A 26,228-nucleotide genomic window follows, 5' to 3' on the forward strand; every position below is an offset into this window, starting at 1 on the left:
CCTCCTTGAGGGACCCAGAGTCCCTCAAGGAGGCCTTCACGGACTCGCGGACCGTCAGGATTCCCCGAGGTAGGCGGCGTGCAGGGTGCCGGGGGAGTCCAGCAGGCTCTGCGCGGACCCCGCGTAGGTGACCCGCCCCGAAGAAACCACCAGAGCGTCACTCGCCACCCCGAGCGCGAGGTGCGTGAACTGCTCGACCAGCAGGATCGCCGCCCCCTCCTCGGCGAACCGGGTCACCATCGGCAGCAGCCGGGTGAACACCACCGGCGCGAGTCCCAGCGACATCTCGTCGATCAGCAGGAACGACGGCCGCGCGGCGAAGGCGCGGGCCAGCACCACCATCTGCTGCTCGCCCCCGCTGAGCAGGGCGGCAGGCGAATCGCGGCGTTTGTCCAGCTCGGGGAACAGCTCGAACAGTTCGTCGGCTCGCGCGCGGGTGCGCGCGGTCAGCATCAGGTTCTCCGTCACCGTCAGCCCGCCGAACACCGCGCGCCCCTGCTCGATATGCGCCAGACCCCGCCGGGCACGGGAGACCCGCGACTGCTTCGTGATCTCGTCCGGTCCGATGTGGACGGTCCCCGACGCGGCGGGCACCACGCCGGAGACGGCTTCGAGCAGACTGGTCTTCCCGGCACCGTTGGGGCCGACGAGCGCGGTGATCCGGCCCGGTTCCAGCGTCAGGTCGACGTCGGAGATCACCGGCCCGGCACCGCGGGTGACCGTCAGCCCCGCTATCCGCAACGCGTTCACAGCATCTCCGTTTCGCCCATGTACGCCTTGAGCACTGCCGGATCCGCGAGCACCTCGGCCTGCGGGCCGGAGGCCAGCACACTGCCGAAGTCGAGCACGGTGATCGTGTCGCAGACCGAACGCACCAGGTCGAGGTCGTGCTCGATGAGCAGCACCGACACCCCGAACCGCGCGGGAACCTGCCGCAACCGTTCCCCGAACGCGACGTGCTCTTCGTGCGGGAGCCCCGCGGCCGGCTCGTCGAGCAGCAGGACCCGCGGCCGCGCGAGCAGATGCCCGACGACCTCGACCAGCCTGCGCGCGCCGACGTCCACTTGAGACAGTGGGGTGCGAGCGGCGGGACAGCCGAAGAAGTCCAGGGCCTCGCCGATCTCGTCGGCGGTGAGCCGACGGCGGGCGAGGAACTTCAGGTACGCCCCGACAGTCAGTCCCGGCGGGACGCGGTCCTGCTGGAACGTCCGGCGCAGTCCCGCGCGGGCCCGGTTCGACGGTGACCCCGTCAGAGGTTTACCGCCCAGTTCCACCGAACCCTCGGCGTTCGGCAGGAAACCGCTGATCGCGTCGACCAGCGTCGACTTGCCCGCGCCGTTGGGGCCGATGACACCGAGCACCCCGTGTTCCGGCACCGCGATGTCCACTGAGGACAGCGCGGCCACGTGCCCGAAGTTCACGCTCAGCCCGCGTACGGTGAGCACCGGCGGACCGGGCGCCTTGGGCTCGATCTCCGCGGTCCCGGCGGCGAGGTCGAGTTTCGCGGGTTCCTTCTTCGATCGCCGGTACCACACCTGCCGCACCGTGGTGCCCAGGTTCCCGCCGCTGGCCAGCGCCTGGACGCCGAGCACGCCGAACACCACGAATCCCCAGTCCTGCGGGATTCCCCAGCGCTTCAGCAGTTCCGGCACCCCGACCCACAGCACCGCGCCGAACACGGCCATGTCGATCAGATGCGCGCCCGACATGATCGCCAGCACGTACAGCGCCAGCGACTGGATCGCGGTGAAGCTGGCCGGGAACGCGAGCCCGACCTGCCCGGTGAGCAGGCCGCCGCTGATCCCGCCGAGGGTGGCGCTCACCGCGAACGCGGTCAGCTTCGACGTCCGCACGCTCGTGCCCGCGGCCGCCGTCCCGCGTTCGGAGAACGCCACCGCCTGCCACGCGCTGCCCCAGCGCCCGCGGCGCAGGAAGTACACGGCCAGGCAGCACAGCACCAGCACCACGATCGCGAGCTGGAAGTAGCTCCGGTCGTCGGAGAAGGCGTCCGGCCGCTCCACCGAGATCCCGCCCGAGACACCGGGGAACTGGAGCTGGACCAGCGCGAGGTCCGCCGCGGCGGCGAGTCCCAGCGTGACGACGGCGAGGTTGATCCCGCGCAGCCGCAACGCCGGGAGCCCGACGAGCACGCCCACCACCCCGGCGGCGAGACCGCCGAGGACCAGCCAGGTGAGGAATCCGCCGGGCGCCTGCGCCTCGTTCAGCGCCGACACCACCCAGGCGCCGACGGCGCCGAAGGTCAGCTGGCACAGGGAGATCATCCCCGCGCTGCCGGTCACCACGCCCAGTCCGAGCAGTGAGATCCCGGCGACGACGGCGCTCATGCCCAGGTAGACGAAGTACCCGTCGAGCCCGACACTCAGACCGTAGCCCACCGCGATCGCCGCGATGGCGACCACGAACGGGAACCCGGTGCGTATCCCGCGTTCAGCGAGCCGCATCCCACACCTCCTTGCGCTGCGACCACAGCAGCAGCGCGACGATCACGACGAACGGCAGGAAATACCGCACCACCGAAAGGCCGTCGACCTGAGCGGCCGCGCCCTGGATCAGGCCGAGGCCCAGCCCGCCCGCGACCGCGAGGTCCAGCCGGCGGAACCCGCCGAGCAGGGCCGCCGCGGCCGCGGGGACGACCAGCATCGCCAGCGACGTCGCGTCGTTGGACTGCGACGGCGCGACGATGGAGATGACCAGCGTGCTGACCACCCCGGTGACCGCCCAGACCGCCACGCTGAGCCGTTTCGCCGGGATGCCCAGCAGCTCGGCCGTCGTCGGGCGTTCGGACAGCGCCCTGAGCTGGACACCCGCCGGGGTCCTGCTCAGCACCAGCCTGCTGGCCAGCGCCACCAGTACCGCCAGCGCGACGGTGACCACGGTGACCTGGCTGATCACCACGCCGCCGACGGTGACCGCCGGGCCGTCGAGGATCGGGTGGAACGGCTGCGGTTTGTTGCCGAACAGGATGAACGACAACGAGATCAGCAGGAGCAGCACCGCGACGGTGACCGCCGAGCGGGTGCCGGTGTCCGCCTCGGCGAGCCAGGTGGACACGATCCAGCCGAGCAGCGCGCTGAGCAGCCCGCCGAGCAGGATCCCCGCGACGGTGGCGAGCCACATCGGCAGGCCCAGATCGACGGCCAGGAACACCGCCACGTAACAGCCGAACATCCCGGTGGCCGACTGGGCGAAGTTCACCACCCGCACCAGCCGCGACATCAGCGTCAGGCACACCGCCAACACCGCGTACAGTCCGCCGGCGGCCAGGCCTGCCAGCGCTCCCTGCAGCATCGTTTCCTCCAGTTACTTCTTGGGGATCCGCAGCCAGTCGTCGGCGACGAGCTCCCACTTGTTGGTGCCCGAGGCGAGCTTGATCGGCCAGCCCGCGGTGTTGTCGTGGTGGGTCTGGCCCGGTCCGAAGACGTACGGCGTGCCGACCATCGGATCGGTGATCGGCTTCATCTCGCGCAGCGCCTTGGTCACCGACTCGCGGGTGACGTCGCCCTTGATCCCCTTGGCGACTTCCAGGAAGTACTTCGCCGCCAGGTAGCCGCCCTGGCTGAACGAGGTCAGCGGGATGTTGTTCTTGGTCATCAGCTCGCGCCAGTCCTTGTTCTGCGGGCTGGTCGAGTCGGTGAACGGGTAGAACTCCGCGGGCACGTACACCCCGGCGCCGGCGTTGGTGATGGCCTTGGCGTAGTTCTCGCTGTAGACGCTGGTCAGCAGCAACCAGGTGACGTCGTTCCAGCCCTGCGCCGCGGCGGCCTTGAGCTGCCCGATGGAGTCCGGCTCGACCGGATTCACCGTGATCGCCTTGCACCCGGCGTTGCGGGCCTTGACGATGTAGGAGGTGTAGTCGGAACCGCCGTAGGGCACGGTCGCGTCGAGGTACTTGAGCTTCTTGCCGGTGATGGCCGACCACTCGTCGATGGCCGCCTGGTACGACGGCAGCGTGTTGCCCGCGATCTCCAGCAGCGCGCAGATGTCGTTCAGCTTCAGCGTTTCCGAGCCGTAGAGCAGGGTCAGCGTCATGTCGTGGTACGGACCGACGTTGGCCGGGGCGATGTTGGGGCTGGTGAAACACGCCGGGTCGACGCCGATGCCCTGGATCGACAGGATCTTCTGCTGCTCGTAGTACTTGTTGTTGATCTCGCACTCGATGAGGCTGGACGAGCCGACCAGCGCGACCGCTTCGTCGCGGCCGACGACCTCACGGGCGGCCGCCGCCGCGGCGGCCGGGTCCCCCTTGTCGTCGAGAGCCTTGTACTCGATCTGTCTTCCGTTCACGCCGCCGCTCGCGTTGGCCGCGTCGAAGACCGCCTTGGCGGCCTGGGAGGCTTCGGGGAAGGTGGCCGCGCCACTGAGCGCGTTGACCGAGCCGACCTTGATCGGGCCGCTCGAACCGCTTTCGGCTCCGGCGCAGCCCGCCGTGGCGAGCAGGACGGCGGCTGCGAGGGCGACCAGGCGCCGCGCGGGCTTCACCGGTTCTCCATGGCCTTGACGACGGGCACGGAGTCGACGATCTGCTCGAACGAGGCGACCTTGCCGCCGTCGAACTTCCACACGTGCGCGACGCGGGCGGTGAAGGAGCGACCGGTCTCCCGGTGCGTGCCCTGGTAGGTGCCGATACCGATCACTGTGTCACCCGCGTCGGCCAGCTCGCCGAGGGCGAAACCGTAGCCGTCCCAGTCGTTCGCGATCGCGCCGAAGACTTTTTCCTTGACCTCGTCCGGACCGGTGTAGGTGCCGGCGTAAGGGAAACCGGCGGCCTCCGTCCAGGTGGTCTCGGGACCGAGCGGGGCCAGCATGCCCGCCAGGTCGCCCCGGTCGCTCGCGGCGTAGTGCGCGGCGATGATGTCTGAATTGGACATTCAAGCTCCTGGTGTCTCTGGTGAACTGCGGCTCATACCGGTTGAGCGTCGGGGTAGGCGACCGAGCCGAGCGGGTAGATGTGCCCGCCCGCGCGGGAATGTTCCGACCGGCCGTCGCCGGTCAGGCCGAGGAAGACTCCGGTGGTCTTCAGCGCGTAGCCGAGGTCGTGCAACCACACGCTGGCCACGGCGATGCGGAATTCGCGGAAGCAGAACAGGTAGAGCCCGTCCTGGAACTTCCAGACCGTCGACAGGTCCATGTCCCCGTGGCCGCGCTGCACGCCTTCGAGGCATTGCCAGGCATAGCGCTGCGAAGACACGTACACGTGCTCGTAAAGGTGTTCCGGGCTGTAGCGGTAGACGTTGCGCTTGCCGATCAGGTCACGCGACGGTCCCGGTACCTCACCGGTCGGCGTGCCCGCGTCGGTGGTGCCGGACCAGAACGTCTGGGAGACACGGGGAACTCCCTCGACGTCTTCGGCGCCGATCACCGAGCGCACGGCGAGCGCGCGATGCGTCGTCGTGGAGAAGACGACGGTGAGCGCTTCACCTTCCACGCTGGCGTGGGGGAGATTCACGAAGAAGACGTCTTCCCGGACGGCGACCGCGTCGTACGGATCCTTGATGCCGTTGCAGGTGACGGTTTCCGCGTCCTCGAACCGCAGCGCGAGCGTCGTCCCGTCGTCGAGGGTGACGGTGAGCTCGCGTCCCGACAGGTCCGCGTTCGGCAGGCGGTAGGTGGCTATTCCGGCGGCGAACTCGTCATAGGTACGCCACTGTTCCTCGGGTGCATCGGACATGCGGTCATCGTTCAGGCGACCACCGGGGGAGGGCTAGCTGTCACGCGCTGGGCGGCAACAACCGCTCGCTCACGGTCAAGCCGCGCCGCAGTTCGCTCGGCGAGCAGCCGAATTCCGTCTTGAACACCCGGCTGAAATGCGGCGCGTCGACGAAACCCCACTTCGCCGCGATGGCGGCGACCGGCCGGGAAGCGTGCACGGGGTCCAGTAATTCACGGCGGCAGTGTTCCAGGCGGCGGGTGCGGATCCAGCCCGAGACAGTCGTGCCCTGTTCGTGGAAGAGGCCGTGCAGATGCCGCGTGGAGATGTAGTGCTCGGCGGCGATCTGCGCCGGGCCGAGATCGGTGGAGGAGAGGTTCGTGTCGATGAAGGCGAGGACGCGCCGCATCAGCTCGTGGTGCGGCCCGGCGGTGGCACGGGCGAGGTCGAGTTCGCTGGCGAACAGCGTGGCGAGCAGATCGACCGCGGTATGCGCGAGCCGGACGCCGGCCGGTCCGCCGAGCTGGTCGAGGTTGCTGCCGAGCTGGGCGAGGAAGGGCACCACCACGTTGCCCATGCCGCGCTTGCCCGACATCGGGACCGCGGTCAGCTGGCCGACCAGGTCACGGGGGAGATCGATGAGCCGCTGCGGGAACATCACCACGAGCGTGCGGAAGTCCTCTTCGAACGCCAGGGAATACGGGCGGTGCGTGTCGTACAACGCCACGTCACCGGGGCGCAGCATCGCCTCGCGGTTGTCCTGGATCAGCAGCCCGGTCCCGGACAGGATCAGGCTCAGCTTGTAGTAGTGCCTGTCCGCCCTCGCGATGAGCTCGGGCGTCCGCTCGACCACGTGCGCCGACGCGGTCACCTCGGTCAGCTGGACGTCGTCGGCGCCGCACGAGCGGATACGGCCGCGGAAGTGGTCGCGGTGTTCGCTCGTCACGTGCAGCGGCACGAAGGATTGCGACACCACCGTGCGGAAATCCGTGAAATCTCGCGCGACCGTGGTGGTGGTCGGGTCGGCGGTGGCGGTGGTCACGAGGTCACCTCGCAGCATCGGGGGGTGAATTTCATATACGATAAGCGATACGATGCTGCCGGGCAATGATCGCGACCAGGTCGTGTCCTGGTCAGTCGGCGAGGCGGAACAGGAGGGTCCGAGGGTCCACGTCGACGGGTACCACCTTGCCCGTTTCGTAGCGGCCGACGTCCTCGGTGAGCACTCGCGCACTGAACGGAGTCACTCCCGGACCGGTGACCACGAGATCGACGTCGTCCGTGGGAGTACTCACCTCGTCGACCCAGATCCGCTTGCTGGAAACGACTTCCGCCTTCGCGCGGACGCCTGTCCGGTCGAGCGCGCGGTGGGTCTCGCGAGCCCTGGCGTTCTGCCGGAGGTGCGAGCCGACGGTGGCCAAGCCGCCGATCGTGAACACCGCGCCCATGGTGATGACGACCAGGCGGTCGTCATCACCGGGCTCGAAAGAAGTGCTGATCCAGAGCAGGCCCGGGCCGATCAGGACCAGCAAGGTCATGAAAAAGCCCATCAGGCACCCGATCATGGTGAACGCGGGCAGCTCCGGAGCTTCCTTGCCCTGGCGCTCCGGAGTGGTCACCGAGGGGAGGTTACTGGCCGGTTTCCGAAGCCGGTCCGGTAAAAATGCCCGCTTGCCCGCGGTTGTGCCGGGCCATCGCCGTGAAAGATCGCTTCGGCTCGAACCGGTACGGTGATTCCTCGTCGTGGTGCCGTTCCCGCAGTGTTTTCACCAGGCTGTACGACGCCATGTCGTAGTCGTACTCCGGCCGCGACGGATGATGCGGCAGGCCCGGCGCGATGAACGTGTACGCATGCGCGCCCTGGATCCCCGCCGCGCCGAACACGCGCAGCAGCCGCGCCAGGTGCCGGGCCTGTTCATGCTCGTTCCGTACATGGCCCGGCTTGATCCGGGGCGGCTCCTGGTCGCGGTCGACGATGTCCCAGCCCATCCCTCCGGCCTGAGCGGCGCCGGTGAAGGTGCACGCGCCGAATTCCAGCACCACCACGGGTTTGTTCCACCGCCGGTACGGGGCGAGGTCCTTTGTGTACTCCGCATCGGTGGCGAAGTACTGGTAGTAGTCGATTCCGACGATGTCGAAAAGGTTCCAGTCGACCTGCTCCGCGCCGCCGATCGCGGCGTAGGTGATCCGGCCGCGGAAGTTCCGGCGGACGACGTCGGCCGCCCGGGCGAGGAAGTCGGACAGCCGTTCCATGATCCTCGGCCATTCCGCGGGCGGGATCTCGCCGATGTTCGCGATCCGTTCCTGGAAGGTCGCGCCCGGCACGATGCCAGGGGTGAAGAGGAGATGCTCGCAGCCGGCGACGAATTTGACGTCGGCGCCGTCGCGCTGCCGTTCGGCCTGCCGGGCGGATTCGGCCATGTGCTCCAGGACCTCGTCCTGCGGGTGGTCGTAGAGCCTCGGCTGGACGTACACCTCCATCCCGCGTCCCAGCGCGGCGGCCGTCGTTTCGGTGAGCCTGCCGATCTCGGTGCCGAACGCGGTGATGGAGGGGCAGTGCAGGCCGTCGGCGATCACCCGGATCTCCTGCTCCAGCCGGCGACGGCTCCAGCGCGCCCGGCTCAGCGGTTCGCCCGCGGCGTGCAGGACCCCGGTGTCGTAGGCGACCCCTCCTCGTAGCCGGCGCGGGCCGCCTGCCGCCGCCTCGGCCACGCCTCCGCCGAGGCCCGCGACCGCCACCGCTCCCGCGACGGATTTCAAGAACGTCTTGCGAGTGATCACGACTTCCCCCTTGCTAGTTGCTCAACTAGGCTACTGTTCATGCAACCAGAAAATGAGCCGAGCGACCAGGGGAGGCGCTCGTTCATCGAGGAGGCCCGGCGCGGGCAGATCGTTTCGGCGGCCATCGAGACCATCGCCGAGATCGGCTACGCGAAGGCGTCCTTCGTGCAGATCGCGCGGCGGGCGGGGATCAGCCCGGGACTGATCACATACCACTTCGCCAAGCGCGAAGAACTGATGAAGCAGGTCATGCAGACCGTGCACACCTCCATGGACAAGGCGCTGAGCGCGCGGGCCGAGGGGGCCGGGAGTCATGCCGCCGCCGTGCGCTCCTTGATCGAGGGCTTCGTGTTCTATTCCGCGGAGCGGCCGAAGGAGATCATGGCCATCGGCCAGATCGCTTCGGCGTCAAGGGACGCCGAGGCCGCGCGAAGCTGGTTCGAGAGGCAGAGCGCGAAGACGCTGGCCGAAATGGAGGACATGTTCCGCGAGGGACAGCGTCTGGGGGAGCTGCGGGAGTTCTCGCCGCGGGTGATGGCGGTGTCGATCATCGCCGCGATGGAGGCGGCCCCGGCCGAATTGCTGGCGAGGCCCGATACCGACGTCGCGACCTATGCGCGGGAGCTGGCCGACCTGTTCGTACGCGCCATGAGCCCGCCGGAGAGCGAGGCGAGGAATTCGTAGGAGCGGCGGCGGTCGGCGTGGTGGTAAAGCGGTGTGGTCGCCATGATTTCGGCCGCGCCGGTCTCGTCGAGGATCGTCTGCAGTTTCGAGGTGAGTGTGTCCGGGCTTCCGGTGAGGACGGCGTCGGACCGGCGGCGAGTGCCGCGCTTTCGCGGGAGCGGCCGAGTAGCCGGAGTTCCGGAACGTTGCCGCCGAGGACGGGGATCGCCTTCACTTCGGCGTCTTCTCGTGGTTCAGATAGTCCCGGAGTTCGTCGAGCTGGGTGGCGAAGTCTTTGGTCCTTTGTGGACTAATGGCGGCGGAGGCCATTCGGTACTTTCTCGCGAGTGGCAAGGACGGTGAGAACCTCACTGCTTGATGCCGCCGGGACCACTGGGCCGGGGTGGCCGTGATGGGAAAGCCACTTTCACAACCTTCAACGTTGCGAAAGTGGCTTTCACAACCCGTGCCGCGCTGATCAAGGTAACCAGATACCGGCCCACCAGAACCGTCTCCACCACTCACGAGTCAGGTGAGGGAGGCGGGAAGCGTTTCGAACCCGCGCAGGATCCGGGTCTGCCGCCGCCGCGCGCCGTCCAGCGGCCGCAGGCCGGGGAACCGCTCGAAGATCGACCGCAGCCCGATCTCCCCTTCCATCCTCGCCAGCGAAGCGCCGAGACAGTAATGCCGGCCGGCGCCGAACGACACGTGGTCCCGCGCGTTCGCCCGCTCGACGTCGAAAGTCGAAGGGGCGTCGAAGATCTCGGGATCGCGGTTGGCGCCGGCGAGCACCGTGCTGACGATCGAACCCCGGAGGATCGGCACCCCGCCGATCTCGGTGTCCCGCGCGCACAGCCTGCCGGTGAGCAGGACGGGCGGGTCGTAGCGGAGGACCTCGTCGACGGCGTTGCTCCACAGGTCCGGGTTCCCGCGTAGTTTCGCGAGCTGGTCCGGATGCCGGGTGAGCAGGGCGATGCCGTTGCCGAGCAGGTTGACGGTCGTTTCGAAGCCGGCCGCCAGCACCAGTCCCGCGGTGGCCTTGAGTTCCCGCTCGGTCAGGCCCACGCCGTCCTCGCGGGCGGCGATCAGCTTGCTGAGCAGGTTGTCACCGGGATTCGCCCGCAGCTTCTCCAGGTGCACGGTGAGCCAGGCGTCGAACTCGGCCAGGGTGGCCTCGACGGTGCGGAAGGTCCGCCACGGCAGCCCGAGGTCGAGACTCGGGGCCGCGGCGCCGCCCAGCGCGAGCACCTTGTCCCGTTCCTCCGGCGGGACACCGAGGATCTGGCTGATCACGGTGACCGGCAGGAGCCCGCAGTACCGCTCGATGAGGTCGACGGGGTTCGCCGGATCGAGGCCGTCGAGCAGTTCGTCGGCGATCGCCTGGGTGCGGCTCCGCAGTTGCTCGACCGCGCGGGCGGTGAAGACGCGGGTGACCAGCTTCCGGTAGCGGGTGTGATCGGGTGGCTCGCTCGCCAGCAGCGACGGCGGTTGGATCGGGTGGATCAGCCCGGACTCGGACCAGGCCACGAGCCGGTTGAGCACCGCGTTCTCCGGGACGAACCGCACTGTCTTGAACGCGTCGCTCGTGAGGATGTCCTTGCACGCGGAATGCCGCGTGGTCACGTGCCCGACCCGGGTGGTGGCGACCGCGCCGTGCGCGCGGATCTCGTCGAACAATCCGGTCAGGTCCGCTCCGCCGCTCGCCTCGACGGACAGCCTGCCCTGGAGGTCGCCGCGCCGCGCCGCGGCCCGCAGGGCGACCCTGGGGATCGCGTGGCCGAGGCTCCAGCGGGTGACCGGTTTGGCGATTTCCTCCGCCCGGCGCAGGAAGGTCCGTGCGGGAGCGGTCTTGAGTGCGAACATCAGGACTCCGTCCGTGCGGGTTCCTTCGAAGGTATCGGAACTACCCGTCAGTAGCCAGGCGCTCGTGACATCTGCGGAGCCGCGTTCCTCTCGGTAATGTTCTGCATCTCGGGCGGGCCGGGGGGTGTTTGTGGGCGGCTACGGGTTCGACATCGCGCTGGTCGCGGTGCTGGTGGTGCTCAACGCGGTGTTCGCGGGCAGTGAGATGGCGCTGATCTCGTTGCGTGAAGGGCAACTGCGGGCGTTGGAACGGGATGGCCGGGCGTCCGCCCGGACGCTGGTGCGGCTGGCGCGCGACCCGAATCGCTTCCTGGCGACGATCCAGATCGGCATCACGCTCGCCGGGTTCCTCGCCTCGGCGACGGCGGCGGTGTCCCTCGCGCAACCCTTGGTTCCCTTGCTGGGTTTCCTCGGCAACGCCGCCGGAGCGGTGGCCGTCGCGCTGGTGACCATGGTCCTCACGTTCCTGACCCTGGTGCTCGGCGAGCTGGCGCCGAAGCGGCTGGCCATGCAGAACGCGCTGAGGTGGGCGCTGCTGGTGGCACGTCCGCTGAACTTCCTGTCGGCGATCTCGCGGCCGGTGGTGTGGGCGCTGAGCGCGTCGACGAACTTCGTCGTGCGGGCGCTGGGCGGCCGGGCGGAGGCCGATCCGGACCAGATGTCGCCCGAGGAACTGCGGGAGCTGGTCTCGGCGCAACGCGGCCTGAACGCCGAGCAGCGCATGATCATCAACGGCGCCTTGGAGATCCACGAACGACGGCTGCGGGAAGTGCTCGTCCCGCGCCGCGCGGTGCTGACGCTCGCGGCCGAACAGGACCTCGAATCGGCGCGACGGCAGCTGGCCGAGTCCGGGTTCTCCCGGGCGCCGGTCGCCCGCGGCGGGCATCTGGACGACGTCGTCGGCGTCGTGCGCCTGCGTGATCTGCTCGGCGACCACGAAGACCTGGCCGAGGTCGTCCGGCCGGCGGTGGTGTTCCCCGATTCGCTGCGGGTCTCGGACGCGCTGCGGAGTTTCAAGGCCGAGCGGGAGCAGATGGCGCTGGTGGTCGACGAGCACGGCGCCGTCGCGGGCATGGTCACGCTGGAGGATCTGCTGGAGGAGATCGTCGGCGAGATCTACGACGAGACCGACCGGGACGTGCTGGCCGTGCGCGACGGCAAGGACGGTTCCCTGGTGCTGCCCGGCACCTTCCCGGTGCACGACCTCGTCGACGTCGGCGTCGAACTGCGGGACGCGCCGCCGGGGGAGTACGCGACCATCGCGGGGCTGATCCTCGTGGTCCTCGGCCGGATCCCGGAGAAGCCGGGCGACCGGGTGGTGGTCTCGGGCTGGACGGCCGAAGTGCTCGGCGTCGAGCATCACGCGATCACGCGCGTGGCCCTGCACCGTGGAGCGAACGCGGTGCGGTGAGTTGCGCCGGGCGCGCCGGGTTGGCACCGTGCCCGGTGTCCCACCACGAAGAAAGGTGTTCCGATGCCGCAGGACCAGCCGGATTTGAAGCCTCGTTCGCGCGACGTGACCGACGGCCTGGAGCGCGCGGCGGCCCGCGGGATGCTCCGCGCGGTCGGGATGGACGACGACGACTTCGCCAAACCGCAGATCGGGGTGGCGTCCTCGTGGAACGAGATCACCCCGTGCAACCTGTCGCTCGACCGGCTGGCCAAGGCGGTCAAGAACGGGGTGCACGCGGGCGGCGGCTACCCGCTGGAGTTCGGCACGATCTCGGTGTCCGACGGCATTTCCATGGGGCACGAGGGCATGCACTTCTCGCTGGTCTCGCGGGAGGTGATCGCCGACTCGGTCGAGACGGTGATGATGGCCGAACGGCTGGACGGCTCCGTGCTGCTGGCGGGCTGTGACAAGTCGCTGCCGGGCATGCTCATGGCCGCGGCCCGGCTCGATCTCGCCTCCGTCTTCCTTTACGCGGGCTCGATCATGCCCGGTCAGGTGGACGGGCAGGACGTCACGATCATCGATGCCTTCGAGGCCGTCGGCGCCTGCCTCGCGGGCAAGATCACCCGCGCGGAGGTGGACAGGATCGAGCGCGCGATCTGCCCCGGCGAAGGCGCCTGCGGCGGGATGTACACCGCCAACACGATGGCGTCGGTGGCCGAGGCGCTCGGCATGTCGCTGCCCGGGTCGGCCGCCCCGCCCGCCGTCGACCGGCGCCGTGACGGTTTCGCCCACCGCTCGGGGGAAGCCGTCGTCGGCATGCTCCGCCAGGGCATCACCGCGCGGCAGATCATGACCATGGAGGCGTTCGAAAACGCGATCGCCGTCGTGATGGCGCTGGGCGGCTCGACCAACGCCGTCCTCCACCTGCTCGCGATCGCGCGCGAGGCGGAGGTCGACCTGCGCATCGACGACTTCAACCGCATCGGTGACAAGGTCCCGCACCTCGGGGACCTGAAGCCGTTCGGGAAGTACGTGATGAACGACGTCGACAAGGTCGGCGGCATCCCCGTGGTGATGAAGGCGCTGCTCGACGCCGGGCTCATGCACGGCGACGTGCTCACCGTGACCGGCAAGACCATGGCCGAGAACCTCGAAGGCATCGCGCCCGCCGGGGTCGACGGCGAGATCATCCGGCCGCTCGACCGCCCGATCCACAAGACCGGCGGGCTGACCATCCTCAAGGGATCGCTGGCGCCGGAAGGCGCGGTCGTGAAGTCGGCGGGCTTCGACGAATCGACGTTCACCGGCACCGCGCGGGTGTTCGACGGCGAACGGGCCGCCCTCGACGCGCTCGCCGAGGGCCGCATCGTCGCCAGGGACGTCGTCGTCATCCGCTACGAAGGTCCGAAGGGCGGGCCGGGCATGCGGGAAATGCTCGCCATCACCGGCGCGATCAAGGGCGCCGGACTCGGGAAGGACGTCCTGCTCATCACCGACGGCCGGTTCAGCGGCGGCACGACCGGCCTCTGCGTCGGCCACATCGCGCCGGAAGCCGTCGACGCCGGGCCGATCGCGTTCGTGCGCGACGGGGACCCGATCACGCTCGACGTCGCGAACCGGACCCTGGAGGTCGAGATCGACGACATCGGGGCACGCCGGGAAGGCTGGGCTCCCAGGCCTCCGGCGTACACGCGCGGTGTCCTCGGCAAGTACGCCAAGGTCGTCCAGAGCGCCGCGCACGGGGCCGTCTGCGAGTAAGGCGACCAAGGAGGGTTCCGTGTTGAATCAAGTCGTGAATAAATAACCACATGCGACGGTTCAGCACGGTCCTCTTCGGCACGCTCGCCGCTCTGCTCTTCGTGACAGGAACAGCCTCGGCCGCCCCACCGCAGGCACTGGACTGGTCGGCGCCCGGGGCCGACAGAACCTACGAGCCCGCTTTCGACTACGACGGCGACGGTTGTTATCCGACCCCGGCCATCGGCCGTGACGGCACCCTCGCGCCCGGGCTCGCGCTGGGCGGCGACGTCAACGGCCAGTGCCGCGACCTGTCCGATCTGGACAACACCAACGCGTACTCGCGGGTGAAGTGCAACAACGGCTGGTGCGCCTACCTGTACGCGCTCTACTTCGAGAAGGACCAGGCCGCGCTGGGCCCCGGGAGCGCCGGTCACCGGCACGACTGGGAGCACGTCGTCGTCTGGGTGCAGGGGGAGTGGGGCCAGTACGTGTCGACGTCGGCGCACGGCAAGTACACGACTCGCCAACGCGACCAGGTCCCGTGGGACGAGACGGGCAAACATCCCAAGGTGATCTACCACAAGGACGGGATCGGCACGCACTGCTTCCGGCACGCGAACTTCGGCGAGGAGCCGGAAAACCACAAGAAGCAGTGGCAGTACCCGCCGCTGATCGGCTGGGACGGCTACCCGCCGGGCCTGCGCGACAAGCTGACCGGACACGACTTCGGCAGCGCCCAGCTGGGGATCCGGGATTCGTCGTTCAACGGCGAACTCGCCAAGGCGAAACCGGCCGGGATCCCCTTCGACCCGAACGCCTGAGTCCGGTCACCGAACGCCGGGGGCTGAAGGGGCCCTTCACCGCATGCGACGCGGTGAAGGGCCCTTTCGTCGCGTCGCATGCGGGCAAAGTCCCCTTCAGCCCCCCGGGGTGACCGCCACGAACGGGTGATGCGTAGGCGGGATGGGCGCGAGTACGTAATTCACCCGATGTGCCCCGCTACCGCGGAGTAGCAGACTCGGCGGCCCGACGATTCCCGCTGCCCCGGAGGTCGACGATGACCGCGTCCCACGCTCCAGTCCGTCCCGCCCCGGCCCCCTCGGCCCCGGCCCGCTCCGCCGCCCTCGTGATCGCCCGCGTGGTCGTCGACAACATCCGGCACTCGCTGCCCGAGCACGCGCCGTTGTTCGACGCGCGCGCCATCGAGTTCGTCGCGTTGGTGCTGGAGCACGACGGGATGAACTCCGCGCCGGGGATCGCCGTGGGCGCGGACGCCTTCCGTCAGGTCGGCGTCGCCGAGTACGCGGCCGGCAAGGAACTGGCCCGGCTCTCCCGCGCCTACCACTCGGCCGGCCGGGGCGCCCTGCCCGTGCTGGCCTCACTGTCACGGCAGCCGGGGGCCGGATCGGCCTTGATGGACACCGGTGTCGAGGCCCTGCTCCGCTGCGCAGACGTCCTGATCCGGTTGTCCACCGCCGCCTACCGTGCCGCGCACACGCCTTCGACGGCCGAGGTGCGCCAGGATCTGCTGAGGGAGATCCTGAGCGGCCGCCCGCCCGCGAAATGGGCGGGGCTCGCGGCCGCGGCGGGCTGGGTGCCGCCCGCGCGGGTGGTCGCCGTCGCCGCCGAGCCCGGCGCGGTCCGCGCCTCGTTCGGCCCGGAGGTGCTGGCGGACCTCACCGGCGAGTATCCGCACCTCCTCGTGCCCGACGACGTCGAGATCAGCGGCGTCCTGGCGGGCGCACGGGCGGCGGTCGGACCCGCGGTCGCACCGGCGGAAGCCGCGGCCTCGCTGCGATGGGCCCGCCGGACGCTGGAGCTCGTCCGGCGCGAGGTGATCGAGGACGGTCCCCTCGTGCGCTGGTCGGACCACCTGACCACGCATTGGCTGTTCGCCGACGAGGTGCTCACCTCGGCGCTTGTCACCCGCAGCCTGGCCCCGATCGCCGATCTGCCGTCGAACGAGCGCACCAAACTCGCCGAAACCCTCGACGCGATGCTCGCCGCCCGCGGCGGGGCCCCCGAGATCGCGAACAACCTGGGCGTCCACCCGCAGACTGTCCGCAACCGCCTGCGCCGTCTCCGGGTCCTGTTCGGGACGCGGCTCGACGACCCGCAGGCGCGGCTGGACCTGCGGATCGCCCTGCGCGCGGATCTGCTCGCCCCCGAGCAGGCCGGGGCCGCCACCCCGATCAGGGCGGCGTGAGGGTCAGGCCTGGTCCGCGGTCCGGGTCACCCAGGTGGCGACCTGGACCCGGTTCGAGTAGCCGAGTTTGGTCAGGATGTGGTCGATGTGGGTGTCCACCGTGCGGCGGGCGATGCCGAGCCGGTCGGCGATCTCCTGGTTCGTCAGTCCCTCGGCGACCACGTGCGCGATCTCGGTCTCGCGTTTGGTGAGCACTTGCGCGGTCTGCTTCGGCGGTTCGGGGGAGCGCTCTTCCAGCGCGTACGCGATGGCGTCGCCGATGGGCATCGCGGCGCCGTCGGCGAACTCCTTGATCGCGACCTCCCAGCCCAGCGCGGCGGTCACCGTGTCGGTGTCGGTCTGGAGCGGTTCGGTGAACGCCTCGTACCGCGTCGGCCAGGCACCCACCGTGCGCCAGACGTCCATCGCGGCGCCCTGCAGGATCGCGGCCCGGTTGGGACGCCCGGTGCGTGCCGCGCAGCCGGCCAGGACGGTGAGTGTGAACCCGACGACGACGCGGTCGTCGACCCTCTCGTGCAGGCGGAGGACCTGCTCGCAGCACCGGCTCGCGACGGCGAGATCCCCTTGCAGGTACTCGGCGGCGGCACGCGACCACAGCGCCCATCCCCGCCAGAAGACCTCACCCCGCCGCTCGCAGCGTTCGACGGCTTCGGCGAGCACCGCCCGGCCGCGGTCGATGTCGCCGTCCAGCCACACGGCCAGTCCGTGGTTGTAGCTCGCCCACAGGTCCGCGCCTTCGTCGCCGTGGGCGCGGAACAGGTCGATGGCCGTGCCGAACAGGCGCGACGCCTCGGGCATGTCGTTGCCGATCAGCGCGGCGTAGGCGCGGACGTGGAGGACGTACGCGGCGGCGAGTTCGTCGCCGCTGTCCTCGGCTTCGGCGGCCGCCCTGTCCAGCATGCACCGATGGGCGGGCATGTCTCCCTGCACCAGCGCCAGGAAACCGGAGAGCCAAAGCCCGTGCGCCCGTTCCGGTACGCCAGGGCCCGCGGCCTCGTCGAGTCGCCGGACCCACATCCGCCCTTCGGTGTTCAGCCCCCGGACGATCCAGAACTCCTTGACGTCGCGCAGCATCCGCAGGCCGACGACCGCGTCCTCGGGGGTGCCGGTGCAGTGGTCGAGGGCGACGCGCAGGTTCGCGTGCTCGCGCCGCAACCGGCCGATCCAGGCGAGCTGATCGGTCTCCAGCCACTCGGTGGCGTACCGGCCGGCGAGTTCGGCGAACCAGTCCCGGTGCCGTTTCCGCAGGTCCGCGGTCCCGCCTGTCTCGCGGAGCCGGTCGACGCCGTATTCGCGCACCGACTCCAGCATCCGGTACCGCACGCCGCCGGGATACTCCTCGCGCAGCAGGATGGACTTGTCGAGCAGCCCGTCGACGACTTCGAGGACGCGTTCACCGGGCAGTTCGCCGCCGGAACAGACCTGTTCGGCGGCGTCGAGGTCGAAACTGCCGGAGAACACCGACGCGCGCGCCCACAACAGCCGCTCGGGGCCCGTGCACAGGTCGTGACTCCAGTCGATCAGGGCCCGCATGGTCTCGTGCCGCTCCGGCCGCCCGCGCCGGTCCTTCGTGAGCACGGAGAACTGCTTGTCGAGCCGGTCGGCCAGCTGGCGCAGGGACAACGCCCGCGCGCGGACGGCGGCCAGCTCGATGGCCAGCGGCAGCCCGTCGAGCCTGCGGCACAGCCGGATCAGCGGTTCGGTGTCGGACTCGGTGAGCCGGAACGACGGCGCGACCGCGGTCGCGCGATCCACGAACAGCCGCACCGATTCGTCGTTCACCGCGCGTTCGAAGGAATCGCCCTGCTCCGGGATCGCCAGCGGCGGCACCGGCAGGACCCGTTCGCCCGCCACCCCGAGGGACTGCCTGCTCGTGGCCAGCACGGTCACCTGGGGGCAGGCCCTGACCACGGTGTCGGCGAACCAGGCGCAGCTGTCGACCAGATGCTCGCAATTGTCCAGTACCAGCAGCAACCGGCTCGCTTGAAGCGCTTCGACGACGACCTCGATGGCCGGTTTCGCGGAGCGGTCGCCGAAACCGAGGACGTTCGCCACGGTCGGCACCAGCAGCGCGGGTTCCCGAAGTTCGGCGAGTGACACGAACACGACCTCGTCGGCGGTCGCTTCCCGGTGGGCCGCCGCGACCCGCCACGCCAGCCTGGTCTTGCCCACGCCGCCCGGGCCGGTCAGCGTGACCAGCGAAGAGGCTTCGAGCAGGCGCCGCGCCTCGCCGGTCTCGACGTCGCGGCCCACGTAACTGGTCACTTCGGTGGGATCCGGCGACCACCCCGAAAGCGAGCCAGCTCCGTCCGCCATGCACTCTCCCGCGATTCACCCAGACCCGCGACCTCCGTCCGATGTAGACGGAAATCGCCCGGCTGGGGATCCTAGCGGACCGATGCGCCGCTAGCGGGACACTTGCTTGCCGCGGTCGTGCGCCCAGCCCGCCAGCACGACTCCCACCGCCGCGAGCAGCAGGAACACGATCAGCCTGCCGCCCCACTCACCGGGTACCCAGTCGAAAGCCCCCCATAACTGGGTCGCGGAATGGTCGAACAGACTGCGGATGGCTGCCTGCGCGAAGACGGCGACGGCCACCATCCCGACGATCTGTGTCCCCAGCCAGCCACCCTTGCCCATGGTTCCCCGCCTCCTGTTTTCCCTTGGTGGGCCCAGCATCTCCCCGGGCACACCGCGAGCACATCGGCATCGCGTCTCGCGTCGCGTTCGACCAAAGTCGATCCCGGCCGCGACCGAGGTAGGGGCCGGGATGGTCCTGTGTCCGGCTGCGCCGCTCCGGGCGGGTCGACCATGATGGGCGCGTGATCACCGACGCCGGCGCCCAGCCGTTCCTCCGTCCGTGGGGTCAGGCCTGGCGCCTGCTCGCCGCGGCCGCGCTGGGCGTGCTGCTCTGGATCATCACGGCGTCGCAGCTGCCGGTGGGCGCGTCGGGACCGAGGATCGAGTGGATGATCACCGGTGATCCGGCGCTGGCGGTCCTCTGCTTGATCGCCCTGCTGTGGCGCCGTCGGTTCCCCGTCACGGTCACGCTCGCGGTGATCCTCGCGTCGACGGCTTCGGTCCTGTCCGGTGGCGCGTCGTTGCTGGCGCTCTGTTCGCTGGCCGCCCGGCGGCGACCGGCGGAAACGACGGTCGCCGCGGTGTTGTCCGTGGTCACGGCGGTGCTGGGCAACGACCTCTACCCGCATCGCGAGACGCCGGGGCCGTTGTGGCTGGTGATCAGCCTCCCGACCCTGATGGTGGGCATCACGGTGGCCATCGGAGCGGCGATCGGCGCGCGCCGCGAGGAGGTGCGCTCCCTGCGGCAGCAGGTCGAAAGCGCGGAGCGGGAGCAGGCCGCCCGCGCGGCCGAGGCACGGATCGTGGAGCGCCACCGGATCGCCCGCGAGATGCACGACGTCCTGGCGCACCGGGTCTCGCTGGTCGCCATGCAGGCCGGGGTGCTGGGGCACCGCCCGGACCTGCCGCCCGACCAGGTCGCGGAGCTGGCGCGCGGGATCGCCGACGGCTCGCACCAGGCGCTGGAGGAGCTGAGAGACGTCCTCGGTGTGCTGAGGGCGAGTCCGGACGAGCTGGAGCCGCCGCAACCCTCACTGGCCGATCTGCCCGCGCTCGTCGCGGACGCGCGGGCGATGGGGCTGGACGTCACGTTGACGACCACGACGGCGGGCGAGCCGCCCGACGCGATCGCGAGGACCGTCTACCGGATCGTGCAGGAAGGGCTGACCAACGCGGGCAAACACGCGCCGGGAGCCAGGGTGACGGTCACCGTCGAGGGGAAGGCGGGCGACGGCTTGCGGGCGACGATCCGGGATTCCGGTGCGGCACGGAAGATCGCGGGCCCGCCGGCGTCGGGTTTCGGGTTGCTCGGCCTGTCCGAACGAGTGGATCTGGCAGGCGGCGAACTGGACCACCACGCGGACCCCGGCGGCGGGTTCGTCCTCGCCGCGCGGCTGCCGTGGCCGGTCCGCGAAGGGAGCGAGTGAATGGACAGCGATCGGGTACGGGTCGTGCTCGTCGACGACGAGCATCTGGTGCGGATGGCGCTGCGGCTGATCGTCGACGGCGAACCCGACCTCGTCGTGGTCGGGGAGGCCGCCGACGGCGACGCCGCGGTCACCGTGGTGGGGGAGCAGCGGCCCGACGTCGTCCTGATGGACGTCCGGATGCCCGGCCGTGACGGCCTGAGCGCGACCGAGGAGATCCTCCGGCTGCCGGAACCGCCGCGGGTCCTGGTGCTCACCACCTTCGACTCGGACGAGATGGTGCTGGGCGCGCTGCGCGTCGGCGCGCTCGGGTTCCTTCTCAAGGACACCCCGCCGCCGCGGATCCTGGCGGCGATCCGGACGGTCGCGACCGGCGAACCCGCGCTGTCGCCCGCCGCCACCGCACGACTGATCGCCGCGGCCACCGGTCCGCACTCCTCGGACGCGCGCCGGGCGTCCCGCGAGACGGCCGCCGGGCTGCTGGCCACCCTGACCGACCGCGAACGCGAGACCGCGGGTGCCATCGCCGAGGGGCTGTCCAACACCGACATCGCGCGGAGGCTCGACATCACCGTCGCGACGGTCAAGGCCCACACCAGCAGCATGCTCTCGAAACTGGGCGTCGAAAACCGGGTCCAGATCGCCCTGCTGGTCCGCGACGCGGAAAGCTGAAACTTTCTTCCGGCACGTTGTCGAATCCGCCGGTCCCCGCTCGACGCAGTGTCGAAAGCAGTTCGGAACCACCAAGGAGAAACCAGATGCGCACCCTGATCGCCACCGCGTTCGTTTCGCTCGACGGCGTCGTCGAAGGGCCCGGCGGGGAGCCCGGCTACCGCAACTCGGGCTGGACCTTCAACGGCATCGAGTTCGACGAAGCGGCCTACGAGCTCAAGGGCCGTGAGCAGGGCGAGGCCACGGCGATGATGATGGGCCGGGTCAGCTACCAGGCGTTCTCGCCGGTGTGGCCGGACATGACCGTCGAATTCGCCGGCTACAACGCGATGCCGAAGTACGTCGTGTCGACCACGCTCGCCGACGAGGACCTCGTCGGCAACTGGGGCGAGACCACGATCCTGCGCTCGCTGGACGACGTCGCGAAGCTCAAGGAGACCGAAGGCGGGCCGATCATCCTCCACGGAAGCGCCGAGCTGAACCGGAACCTCTCCGACGCGGGCCTGATCGACCGCTACCACCTGTTGATGTTCCCGGTCCTGCTCGGCGCGGGCAAGAAGCTGTTCAGCGACACCGACAAGGACAAGCAGAGCCTCAAGCTCGTGGAGAGCGAGGCCTACGGCAACGGTGTCCAGAAGCTGGTCTACGACATCGTCCGATGATCGGACCCCGGGCCTGAACGGGCCGCGCGTCCTGCGATCATGAACCGCATGAACAAGCCTGTCTTCGTCCAGCCGAATCTCGACGGACCGGCGGTGGAGCTGGCCGGGGTCGAGGTGCACGTCGGCCGCGCGCCGCTGGTGTCGGACGTGGACTGGCGGGTGGACTACGGGCAGCGCTGGGTCGTCCTCGGCCGCAACGGCGCCGGGAAGTCGACGATCCTTTCGGTGGCCTCGACCCAGCGGTTCCCCAGCGCGGGCACGGCTGTCGTGCTCGGGCACCGCATGGGCGCGGTCGACCTGCGCGACGTCCGGACGCACATCGGTTTCGTCGGGGCGAACCAGCGGCTGCCCGACGCGGAGAACCACGACGCGCACACCGTGGTGCTCACCGGGTTCAGCGGAAGCGTCCTCCCGCTGTGGGACCGCTACGACGACGCGATCCGGGACAGGGCGGCCAAACTGCTCGAACTGGTCGGCTGCACCGAACTGCGCGACCGGCCGGTGCGCGTGTGCTCGCAGGGTGAACGCGCCCGGGTCCGGCTCGCCAGGGCGCTGATGGCCGACCCGCTGCTGCTCCTGCTGGACGAGCCGTTCGCCGGTCTCGACCTGCCCGGCCGCGAGGATCTTCTGATGGCGCTGGAGAACCTGACGCTGGCCCAGCCGGAACTGGCGACGGTCACCGTGACGCATCACCTGGAGGAGATCCCGGCGACGGCCACGCACGCGCTCATGGTGCGCCGCGGCAAGGTCACCGGCGCGGGGCCGATCGACGAGGTCCTCACCGACGAGGGGCTTTCGGCCTGTTACGAACGGGACGTCGAGGTGCACCGCATCAACGGCCGCTGGGCCGCGCACGCGGTGCGACGTTCTTGAAGACGTCCGTCACTCCCAAGGGTTGCTTTCGGGGGATCAACATCATCTTCACGCATCTTCCGGGCGTGGGTGGGCATCTTTCCCAGTGAGTTCGATCAACGTGAATCGATCACCGAGCGGGAGGAGATGTCATGAACGTCCAGGTGAAGCGAGCGGCCGCGGCGATGACCGTCGGAGGACTGGTGACGGGCGGGCTCCTGGTCGCGGGCGGCGTCGCCGGGGCGATGCCGAGCGACAAACTCTGCGGCGCGTCCGACGTCGAGGTGACCGTGACCCCGGATCCGTCGCACTCGACGGGCCATGAGGCTTACGTCCTCACCTACACCGCGGCGTCGCCGACCACGAACTGCAAGCTCCAGGGCACGCCGACCGCGCTGTCGTTCGTCTCGGACGGGCAGCCGATCGACGACGTCGCCGTCGTGCCCGACGCCACCGCGGCGAACGCGGCACCGGTGAATCTCCGCGAGGGACACCCGGCCGTGTCGCGCATCGTGCAGGCCTCCGCCGAGGCGCCGAACCCGCGCACGCCGACGACGATCACCTTCGACCTGCCGACCGGACCGGCTGGCGTTCCCGTTGTCGCGAGCTGGCCCACCGGTGAGCCGCTGAAGGGCGCCACCGTCCAGGTCACCGCCGTCACCGCCTGAATCCCATCGAGCGAAGGAGGAAACCATGTCCGGCAAACAGATCAAGCGTGTTTCCCTCGGCGTCGCGGTGCTGACCGGAACGCTCGCCCTGACGGCTGTCGTCCCGGCCCAAGCCGCCACGGCGCGGTGCGGGACGGAGGATCTCGCGGTCTCGCTGGGGCAGCCGAAACAGCTCGAAGAGGCGACAGGCCAGTACGACGTTCCGTTGACGTTCAAGAACATCTCGTCGCGCGCCTGCGGTCTGCACGGGGTACCCGGCGTCGACCTGCTCGGACCGGACGATCCGAACGGACCCGTCTACCACCTGCCGCGCATGGACAACGGCGTGCGCGTCAACGAGGTCCCGCCGGGATCGACGGCGACCGCGACCGTCACCGTGCTGTCCCGGACGGAGGGCTCGGTCGGCAGCGGTGGCTCCACCTCCTGGACGCCTTCGAAGCTGGTGACGATCCCGCCGGGACAGAGGCAGGCGCTGAGCGTGGACTGGCCGTCCGATCTGCCGGTCCTCCGGCAGGACGCCGCCACGCGTCCTGGCAGCTGGGTCAACGGAATCCTCGCCGACCCGCTGGCGAGCTGACGCGGGTCAGGCGGGAGGGCAGGGCCAGGCCAGCCGGACCATGGTGCCGGTGGGCGTGCTCGTCACCGAGGCTTCCGGCGCGAAAGCGCGGATGATCGGCAGACCACGCCCACCGTCCGGCCGCCTGCCGTCCCGCCAGCGTCCCTCGTCGGCGACGGTGATCTTGATGTGGCCGTCTCCGTGGGTGGCGGTGATGGTCATGACGTTGTCGTCGGTGCCGTCCGGGTAAGCGTGCTTGACCACGTTCGTCATCGCTTCGTAGGCGGTGAGCTTGAGATCCTCGGCCAGTTCCCGGGGGAGACCGCGTTCGAGCGCCCAGCTCGCCAGACGGTCCCGCAACGCGGCTGCCTGGGCGGGCACGGCGGCGACCGCCAGGACCAGCTCGTCGGCGCCTGTAGGCCTGTCGCGCACCGGCTCGTCGATCGGCATCACGGAGCACTCCTCCTAGTCCGCCGCGGTCGAAGACCGCCGGATCCATGGACAAGGCTAAGGCACCGCCGGAATCGGGACGCGAGTGCCGCGCGGAGGTGCGGCGCCATCCGATATGTTCGGGAGACTCGGTGTACCGATCGTGAGGGGTGGATGACGGTGACGAGTGGAGATGGCGACGACCGCGAAGTTCCGTTCTCGGTGTCCGTCGCCAGGCCCGATGGCGCCGCGGTGGTCATCGCGGTGGCGGGCGAAATCGACCTGACGACGTCCGAGGACCTCAAGGAGACGTTCGAGGAGGCGCTGGAACCCGCGCCCGGCAAACTCGTCGTCGACCTCGAAGGCGTGGAGTTCTGCGATTCCACCGGGCTGGCGACCTTGGTCAGGATCAACGACCGGTGCACCACGCAGGGCGTCGACCTGAGTTTCCTGCCGTCGCCCACGATCCGGCGATTGGCGCTGAAGACGGGGCTTTCCACGCTTCTGCCGCTCGCCGGATCCTGAGCGCCGGATCAGTGGTTCGGCGCCGGCGAGGCGTTCGGGACCTCGCGGATCGCGCTGTCGAGGTAGCGGTACACGGGGATGTGGGTCTCGACGCCGAACAGGTGCAGCAGCCGTAGGACAGGCCGTGTGTCGGCGACGACGCCGGTGGTGCGGCGTTCGACGTGGGCGCGGGCTGCTGCGGACTCGATGACCCGCAGCCCGGCGACGCCGAGGAAGCTGACCTCGGTGAGGTCGAGCACCGTCGCGGCGGGAAGGCCGTCCCGGAGCGCGTGCTCGAGCCGTCCGGCGGTGGCGAGGTCGATCTCACCCGCCGCGGAAACGACGAGCAGATCTTCACTCCATCGGGTTCTCTGGACCCGGAGGAGGTTCTCCACCGACGGGCGCTGTTGAGGAACGGCGGGATGGATGACGGTGCGGAGGGCGGGGCCGTCGCGGCTGCCTCGTGTGAACGGAATACGGTCGGTCATGATGCTGGTCTCCCGGATAGCCGGGGACGAGACGGACAACGGGTAAGCCTGCACAACGGCTGCGCAAGTCAACTCGCCGCCGCGTCGCCCTGGTAAGTCGCCCTGTGCAAGCGGCGGGGCCGCGGACATGCGGGTCGTTCGCGCGGGCTGGTGGACTCAACCTCACGTACTCCTCACCGTACGCTGCTCACTTCTCCTGGCAAGAGCGCGTACAGGATTCACGCTCGCGCATGGTCACTCGCACAGGGTCTTTCCCCAGGTGAGGCCCCGGCACTCCACTGGGCGCGACACGCCGATCGCTAGGGTCGGCGCGAGTCGGCTTCCGTCGTGTCTTCCGGTTCTCTTCTCGAGGCCTTCCACGCGGCGAGGACGCACAGGAGCGCCGCCACGAAACCGGCCGCGGTGAGGGTTCCGGCCCAGACGGCACCGGTGCTGGCGAGAAGGTAGAGCTGGATCACGGCGGTGCACGTGTAGACGACCGCCAGTCCCAGCCACAGCCGTTGCGTCATCATCTCCCGTCTCCGTTCGCCTGGTACGGGAGGTCAATCGCGGCGAGGCGGGATCGGGTTACAGGTTGTTCGAAAGCGGTGGTTTCCTGGTGGCAGGCCGGGTTCGGTCCAGGTGGTCGTGAGTTTGCCCGCCGGGCGGGTCGGTGTCGCCGGGCGACGTTGTGACAGCCACTTTCGCAACCTTCCACCAGACCATCCGACTCGGTGCTTTCGGGGCCGTGCCGAGGGTCGCGGTGTCCGTGAAGGCCTCCTTCACTACCTTCAGGGCAAGGGTTTCGGCAAGTCGCGTAAGCGGGTGTCGTGAGTGACGGGGGAGGATTCCGGCCGTTGAGCGTCCGGAATCTTCCCCCGTCACCTCGTCTGCCACCGAGTCGCGCCTGCCACGACCTTGATCAACGGAGGATCGGGGACGTTGAGTGTCCCGGATCCTCCGTTGATCAAGGTCCACGACCGGGCACCCCTGGCGACAATGTAGGAATTGGGACGTTCAACGTCCCAATTCCTACATCGTCACGCCCTGTCAGCCGCGGAACCACCACTCACGCCCAGTTTCAGGCGCAGGTA

The 26,228-nt window shown here is 69.6% G+C and carries 27 protein-coding genes; 12 read left to right on the top strand and 15 right to left on the bottom strand.

Annotation, left to right across the window (positions count from 1 at the left end; translation table 11 throughout):
* Positions 1-54: 54 nt before the first annotated feature.
* The 9 genes from ACFWMR_RS33500 to ACFWMR_RS33540 all read right to left on the bottom strand — a co-directional run bounded on the left by ACFWMR_RS33500 (position 55) and on the right by ACFWMR_RS33540 (position 8,449).
* Positions 55-750 (bottom strand): ABC transporter ATP-binding protein, encoded by a 696-nt coding sequence (locus ACFWMR_RS33500; RefSeq protein WP_378381260.1) that lies wholly within the window; start codon positions 748-750, stop codon positions 55-57.
* On the bottom strand, positions 747-2,462 hold the full coding sequence (locus ACFWMR_RS33505; protein WP_378381261.1) for a branched-chain amino acid ABC transporter ATP-binding protein/permease: 1,716 nt from the start codon (positions 2,460-2,462) through the stop codon (positions 747-749). The genes ACFWMR_RS33500 and ACFWMR_RS33505 overlap by 4 nt, the downstream gene beginning before the upstream one ends.
* A complete protein-coding gene (locus tag ACFWMR_RS33510) occupies positions 2,449-3,309 on the bottom strand; it encodes an ABC transporter permease subunit (protein WP_093934787.1) in 861 nt (286 codons plus the stop codon). The genes ACFWMR_RS33505 and ACFWMR_RS33510 overlap by 14 nt, the downstream gene beginning before the upstream one ends.
* A 12-nt stretch (positions 3,310-3,321) precedes the next feature.
* Positions 3,322-4,500: an ABC transporter substrate-binding protein gene (locus ACFWMR_RS33515; RefSeq protein ID WP_093934788.1), complete on the bottom strand. Its 1,179-nt coding sequence runs from the start codon at positions 4,498-4,500 to the stop codon at positions 3,322-3,324.
* Positions 4,497-4,889, bottom strand: a complete 393-nt coding sequence (locus ACFWMR_RS33520; protein ID WP_378381262.1) for a nuclear transport factor 2 family protein — start codon at positions 4,887-4,889, stop codon at positions 4,497-4,499. Before ACFWMR_RS33520 ends, ACFWMR_RS33515 begins: the two co-directional genes overlap by 4 nt.
* Before the next feature lie 32 nt (positions 4,890-4,921).
* Positions 4,922-5,689, bottom strand: coding sequence for a MoaF C-terminal domain-containing protein (locus ACFWMR_RS33525; protein ID WP_378381263.1), 768 nt, complete (start codon positions 5,687-5,689; stop codon positions 4,922-4,924).
* A gap of 40 nt (positions 5,690-5,729) precedes the next feature.
* On the bottom strand, positions 5,730-6,728 hold the full coding sequence (locus ACFWMR_RS33530; protein WP_378381264.1) for an AraC-like ligand-binding domain-containing protein: 999 nt from the start codon (positions 6,726-6,728) through the stop codon (positions 5,730-5,732).
* 73 nt (positions 6,729-6,801) lie between these two features.
* Positions 6,802-7,287 (bottom strand): hypothetical protein, encoded by a 486-nt coding sequence (locus ACFWMR_RS33535; RefSeq protein ID WP_093934792.1) that lies wholly within the window; start codon positions 7,285-7,287, stop codon positions 6,802-6,804.
* 10 nt (positions 7,288-7,297) lie between these two features.
* Positions 7,298-8,449: an abortive phage infection protein gene (locus tag ACFWMR_RS33540; protein ID WP_378381265.1), complete on the bottom strand. Its 1,152-nt coding sequence runs from the start codon at positions 8,447-8,449 to the stop codon at positions 7,298-7,300.
* Between the two features lie 39 nt (positions 8,450-8,488).
* Between ACFWMR_RS33540 and ACFWMR_RS33545 the strand changes: the two genes are divergently transcribed.
* Positions 8,489-9,133 carry a TetR/AcrR family transcriptional regulator gene (locus ACFWMR_RS33545; protein WP_093934794.1) on the top strand — a complete coding sequence of 215 codons (645 nt, stop codon included), beginning with the start codon at positions 8,489-8,491 and terminating at the stop codon, positions 9,131-9,133.
* Positions 9,134-9,640: 507 nt separating this feature from the next.
* Here ACFWMR_RS33545 and ACFWMR_RS33550 read toward each other — a convergent pair.
* Positions 9,641-10,975 (bottom strand): cytochrome P450, encoded by a 1,335-nt coding sequence (locus ACFWMR_RS33550; RefSeq protein ID WP_378381266.1) that lies wholly within the window; start codon positions 10,973-10,975, stop codon positions 9,641-9,643.
* A 130-nt stretch (positions 10,976-11,105) separates the two neighbouring features.
* On the opposite strand from ACFWMR_RS33550, the gene ACFWMR_RS33555 reads away from it, so the two are divergent.
* From ACFWMR_RS33555 to ACFWMR_RS33570, 4 genes are all read left to right on the top strand, one after another.
* Entirely contained in the window at positions 11,106-12,386 is a 1,281-nt protein-coding gene (locus ACFWMR_RS33555; protein ID WP_093934797.1) for a hemolysin family protein, read from the top strand.
* Positions 12,387-12,449: 63 nt separating this feature from the next.
* On the top strand, positions 12,450-14,129 hold the full coding sequence (gene ilvD, locus ACFWMR_RS33560) for a dihydroxy-acid dehydratase (protein ID WP_378381267.1): 1,680 nt from the start codon (positions 12,450-12,452) through the stop codon (positions 14,127-14,129).
* Between the two features lie 50 nt (positions 14,130-14,179).
* Positions 14,180-14,932, top strand: coding sequence for an NPP1 family protein (locus ACFWMR_RS33565; protein ID WP_378381268.1), 753 nt, complete (start codon positions 14,180-14,182; stop codon positions 14,930-14,932).
* A gap of 236 nt (positions 14,933-15,168) precedes the next feature.
* Positions 15,169-16,317: a helix-turn-helix domain-containing protein gene (locus tag ACFWMR_RS33570; RefSeq protein ID WP_378381269.1), complete on the top strand. Its 1,149-nt coding sequence runs from the start codon at positions 15,169-15,171 to the stop codon at positions 16,315-16,317.
* A gap of 3 nt (positions 16,318-16,320) precedes the next feature.
* Here ACFWMR_RS33570 and ACFWMR_RS33575 read toward each other — a convergent pair whose 3' ends face one another.
* Positions 16,321-18,633, bottom strand: coding sequence for a LuxR C-terminal-related transcriptional regulator (locus ACFWMR_RS33575; protein WP_378381270.1), 2,313 nt, complete (start codon positions 18,631-18,633; stop codon positions 16,321-16,323).
* Between the two features lie 90 nt (positions 18,634-18,723).
* Complete coding sequence (locus tag ACFWMR_RS33580; RefSeq protein WP_093934802.1) at positions 18,724-18,957, bottom strand: hypothetical protein; 234 nt, start codon at positions 18,955-18,957, stop codon at positions 18,724-18,726.
* Positions 18,958-19,139: 182 nt separating this feature from the next.
* Between ACFWMR_RS33580 and ACFWMR_RS33585 the strand changes: the two genes are divergently transcribed.
* The 6 genes from ACFWMR_RS33585 (at position 19,140) to ACFWMR_RS33610 (ending at position 23,755) form a co-directional block, all read left to right on the top strand.
* Positions 19,140-20,324: a sensor histidine kinase gene (locus ACFWMR_RS33585; protein ID WP_378381271.1), complete on the top strand. Its 1,185-nt coding sequence runs from the start codon at positions 19,140-19,142 to the stop codon at positions 20,322-20,324.
* Positions 20,325-20,996, top strand: coding sequence for a response regulator (locus tag ACFWMR_RS33590; RefSeq protein ID WP_378381272.1), 672 nt, complete (start codon positions 20,325-20,327; stop codon positions 20,994-20,996). It abuts the gene before it with no gap.
* 86 nt (positions 20,997-21,082) lie between these two features.
* On the top strand, positions 21,083-21,658 hold the full coding sequence (locus tag ACFWMR_RS33595) for a dihydrofolate reductase family protein (protein ID WP_378277683.1): 576 nt from the start codon (positions 21,083-21,085) through the stop codon (positions 21,656-21,658).
* Between the two features lie 48 nt (positions 21,659-21,706).
* On the top strand, positions 21,707-22,531 hold the full coding sequence (locus ACFWMR_RS33600) for an ABC transporter ATP-binding protein (protein WP_378381273.1): 825 nt from the start codon (positions 21,707-21,709) through the stop codon (positions 22,529-22,531).
* Positions 22,532-22,662: 131 nt separating this feature from the next.
* Positions 22,663-23,178, top strand: coding sequence for a DUF4232 domain-containing protein (locus ACFWMR_RS33605; protein WP_378381274.1), 516 nt, complete (start codon positions 22,663-22,665; stop codon positions 23,176-23,178).
* Positions 23,179-23,203: 25 nt separating this feature from the next.
* Complete coding sequence (locus ACFWMR_RS33610) at positions 23,204-23,755, top strand: DUF4232 domain-containing protein (protein WP_378381275.1); 552 nt, start codon at positions 23,204-23,206, stop codon at positions 23,753-23,755.
* Between the two features lie 6 nt (positions 23,756-23,761).
* Here the strand turns inward: ACFWMR_RS33610 and ACFWMR_RS33615 are convergent, their stop codons facing one another.
* Complete coding sequence (locus ACFWMR_RS33615; protein WP_378381276.1) at positions 23,762-24,184, bottom strand: ATP-binding protein; 423 nt, start codon at positions 24,182-24,184, stop codon at positions 23,762-23,764.
* Between the two features lie 153 nt (positions 24,185-24,337).
* Between ACFWMR_RS33615 and ACFWMR_RS33620 the strand changes: the two genes are divergently transcribed.
* Positions 24,338-24,688 carry an STAS domain-containing protein gene (locus ACFWMR_RS33620; RefSeq protein WP_378381277.1) on the top strand — a complete coding sequence of 117 codons (351 nt, stop codon included), beginning with the start codon at positions 24,338-24,340 and terminating at the stop codon, positions 24,686-24,688.
* An 8-nt stretch (positions 24,689-24,696) separates the two neighbouring features.
* Here ACFWMR_RS33620 and ACFWMR_RS33625 read toward each other — a convergent pair whose 3' ends face one another.
* Positions 24,697-25,155, bottom strand: coding sequence for an STAS domain-containing protein (locus ACFWMR_RS33625; RefSeq protein ID WP_378381278.1), 459 nt, complete (start codon positions 25,153-25,155; stop codon positions 24,697-24,699).
* A gap of 299 nt (positions 25,156-25,454) precedes the next feature.
* Complete coding sequence (locus ACFWMR_RS33630) at positions 25,455-25,667, bottom strand: hypothetical protein (RefSeq protein WP_378381279.1); 213 nt, start codon at positions 25,665-25,667, stop codon at positions 25,455-25,457.
* Between the last annotated feature and the right edge of the window lie 561 nt (positions 25,668-26,228).

It is taken from the genome of Amycolatopsis thailandensis (assembly GCF_042723255.1).
Classification (GTDB): domain Bacteria; phylum Actinomycetota; class Actinomycetes; order Mycobacteriales; family Pseudonocardiaceae; genus Amycolatopsis; species Amycolatopsis thailandensis.

What these genes read in the sequence shown, in the direction of transcription:
- ACFWMR_RS33505 (WP_378381261.1), bottom strand. Translation starts at nt 2,462, where the DNA reads ATGCGGCTCGCTGAACGCGGGATACGCACCGGGTTCCCGTTCGTGGTC.
- ACFWMR_RS33510 (WP_093934787.1), bottom strand. Translation starts at nt 3,309, where the DNA reads ATGCTGCAGGGAGCGCTGGCAGGCCTGGCCGCCGGCGGACTGTACGCG.
- ACFWMR_RS33520 (WP_378381262.1), bottom strand. Translation starts at nt 4,889, where the DNA reads ATGTCCAATTCAGACATCATCGCCGCGCACTACGCCGCGAGCGACCGG.
- ACFWMR_RS33525 (WP_378381263.1), bottom strand. Translation starts at nt 5,689, where the DNA reads ATGTCCGATGCACCCGAGGAACAGTGGCGTACCTATGACGAGTTCGCC.
- ACFWMR_RS33530 (WP_378381264.1), bottom strand. Translation starts at nt 6,728, where the DNA reads ATGCTGCGAGGTGACCTCGTGACCACCGCCACCGCCGACCCGACCACC.
- ACFWMR_RS33545 (WP_093934794.1), top strand. Translation starts at nt 8,489, where the DNA reads ATGCAACCAGAAAATGAGCCGAGCGACCAGGGGAGGCGCTCGTTCATC.
- ACFWMR_RS33550 (WP_378381266.1), bottom strand. Translation starts at nt 10,975, where the DNA reads ATGTTCGCACTCAAGACCGCTCCCGCACGGACCTTCCTGCGCCGGGCG.
- ilvD (WP_378381267.1), top strand. Translation starts at nt 12,450, where the DNA reads ATGCCGCAGGACCAGCCGGATTTGAAGCCTCGTTCGCGCGACGTGACC.
- ACFWMR_RS33565 (WP_378381268.1), top strand. Translation starts at nt 14,180, where the DNA reads ATGCGACGGTTCAGCACGGTCCTCTTCGGCACGCTCGCCGCTCTGCTC.
- ACFWMR_RS33570 (WP_378381269.1), top strand. Translation starts at nt 15,169, where the DNA reads ATGACCGCGTCCCACGCTCCAGTCCGTCCCGCCCCGGCCCCCTCGGCC.
- ACFWMR_RS33575 (WP_378381270.1), bottom strand. Translation starts at nt 18,633, where the DNA reads ATGGCGGACGGAGCTGGCTCGCTTTCGGGGTGGTCGCCGGATCCCACC.
- ACFWMR_RS33580 (WP_093934802.1), bottom strand. Translation starts at nt 18,957, where the DNA reads ATGGGCAAGGGTGGCTGGCTGGGGACACAGATCGTCGGGATGGTGGCC.
- ACFWMR_RS33590 (WP_378381272.1), top strand. Translation starts at nt 20,325, where the DNA reads ATGGACAGCGATCGGGTACGGGTCGTGCTCGTCGACGACGAGCATCTG.
- ACFWMR_RS33595 (WP_378277683.1), top strand. Translation starts at nt 21,083, where the DNA reads ATGCGCACCCTGATCGCCACCGCGTTCGTTTCGCTCGACGGCGTCGTC.
- ACFWMR_RS33600 (WP_378381273.1), top strand. Translation starts at nt 21,707, where the DNA reads ATGAACAAGCCTGTCTTCGTCCAGCCGAATCTCGACGGACCGGCGGTG.
- ACFWMR_RS33605 (WP_378381274.1), top strand. Translation starts at nt 22,663, where the DNA reads ATGAACGTCCAGGTGAAGCGAGCGGCCGCGGCGATGACCGTCGGAGGA.
- ACFWMR_RS33610 (WP_378381275.1), top strand. Translation starts at nt 23,204, where the DNA reads ATGTCCGGCAAACAGATCAAGCGTGTTTCCCTCGGCGTCGCGGTGCTG.
- ACFWMR_RS33615 (WP_378381276.1), bottom strand. Translation starts at nt 24,184, where the DNA reads ATGCCGATCGACGAGCCGGTGCGCGACAGGCCTACAGGCGCCGACGAG.
- ACFWMR_RS33620 (WP_378381277.1), top strand. Translation starts at nt 24,338, where the DNA reads ATGACGGTGACGAGTGGAGATGGCGACGACCGCGAAGTTCCGTTCTCG.
- ACFWMR_RS33625 (WP_378381278.1), bottom strand. Translation starts at nt 25,155, where the DNA reads ATGACCGACCGTATTCCGTTCACACGAGGCAGCCGCGACGGCCCCGCC.
- ACFWMR_RS33630 (WP_378381279.1), bottom strand. Translation starts at nt 25,667, where the DNA reads ATGATGACGCAACGGCTGTGGCTGGGACTGGCGGTCGTCTACACGTGC.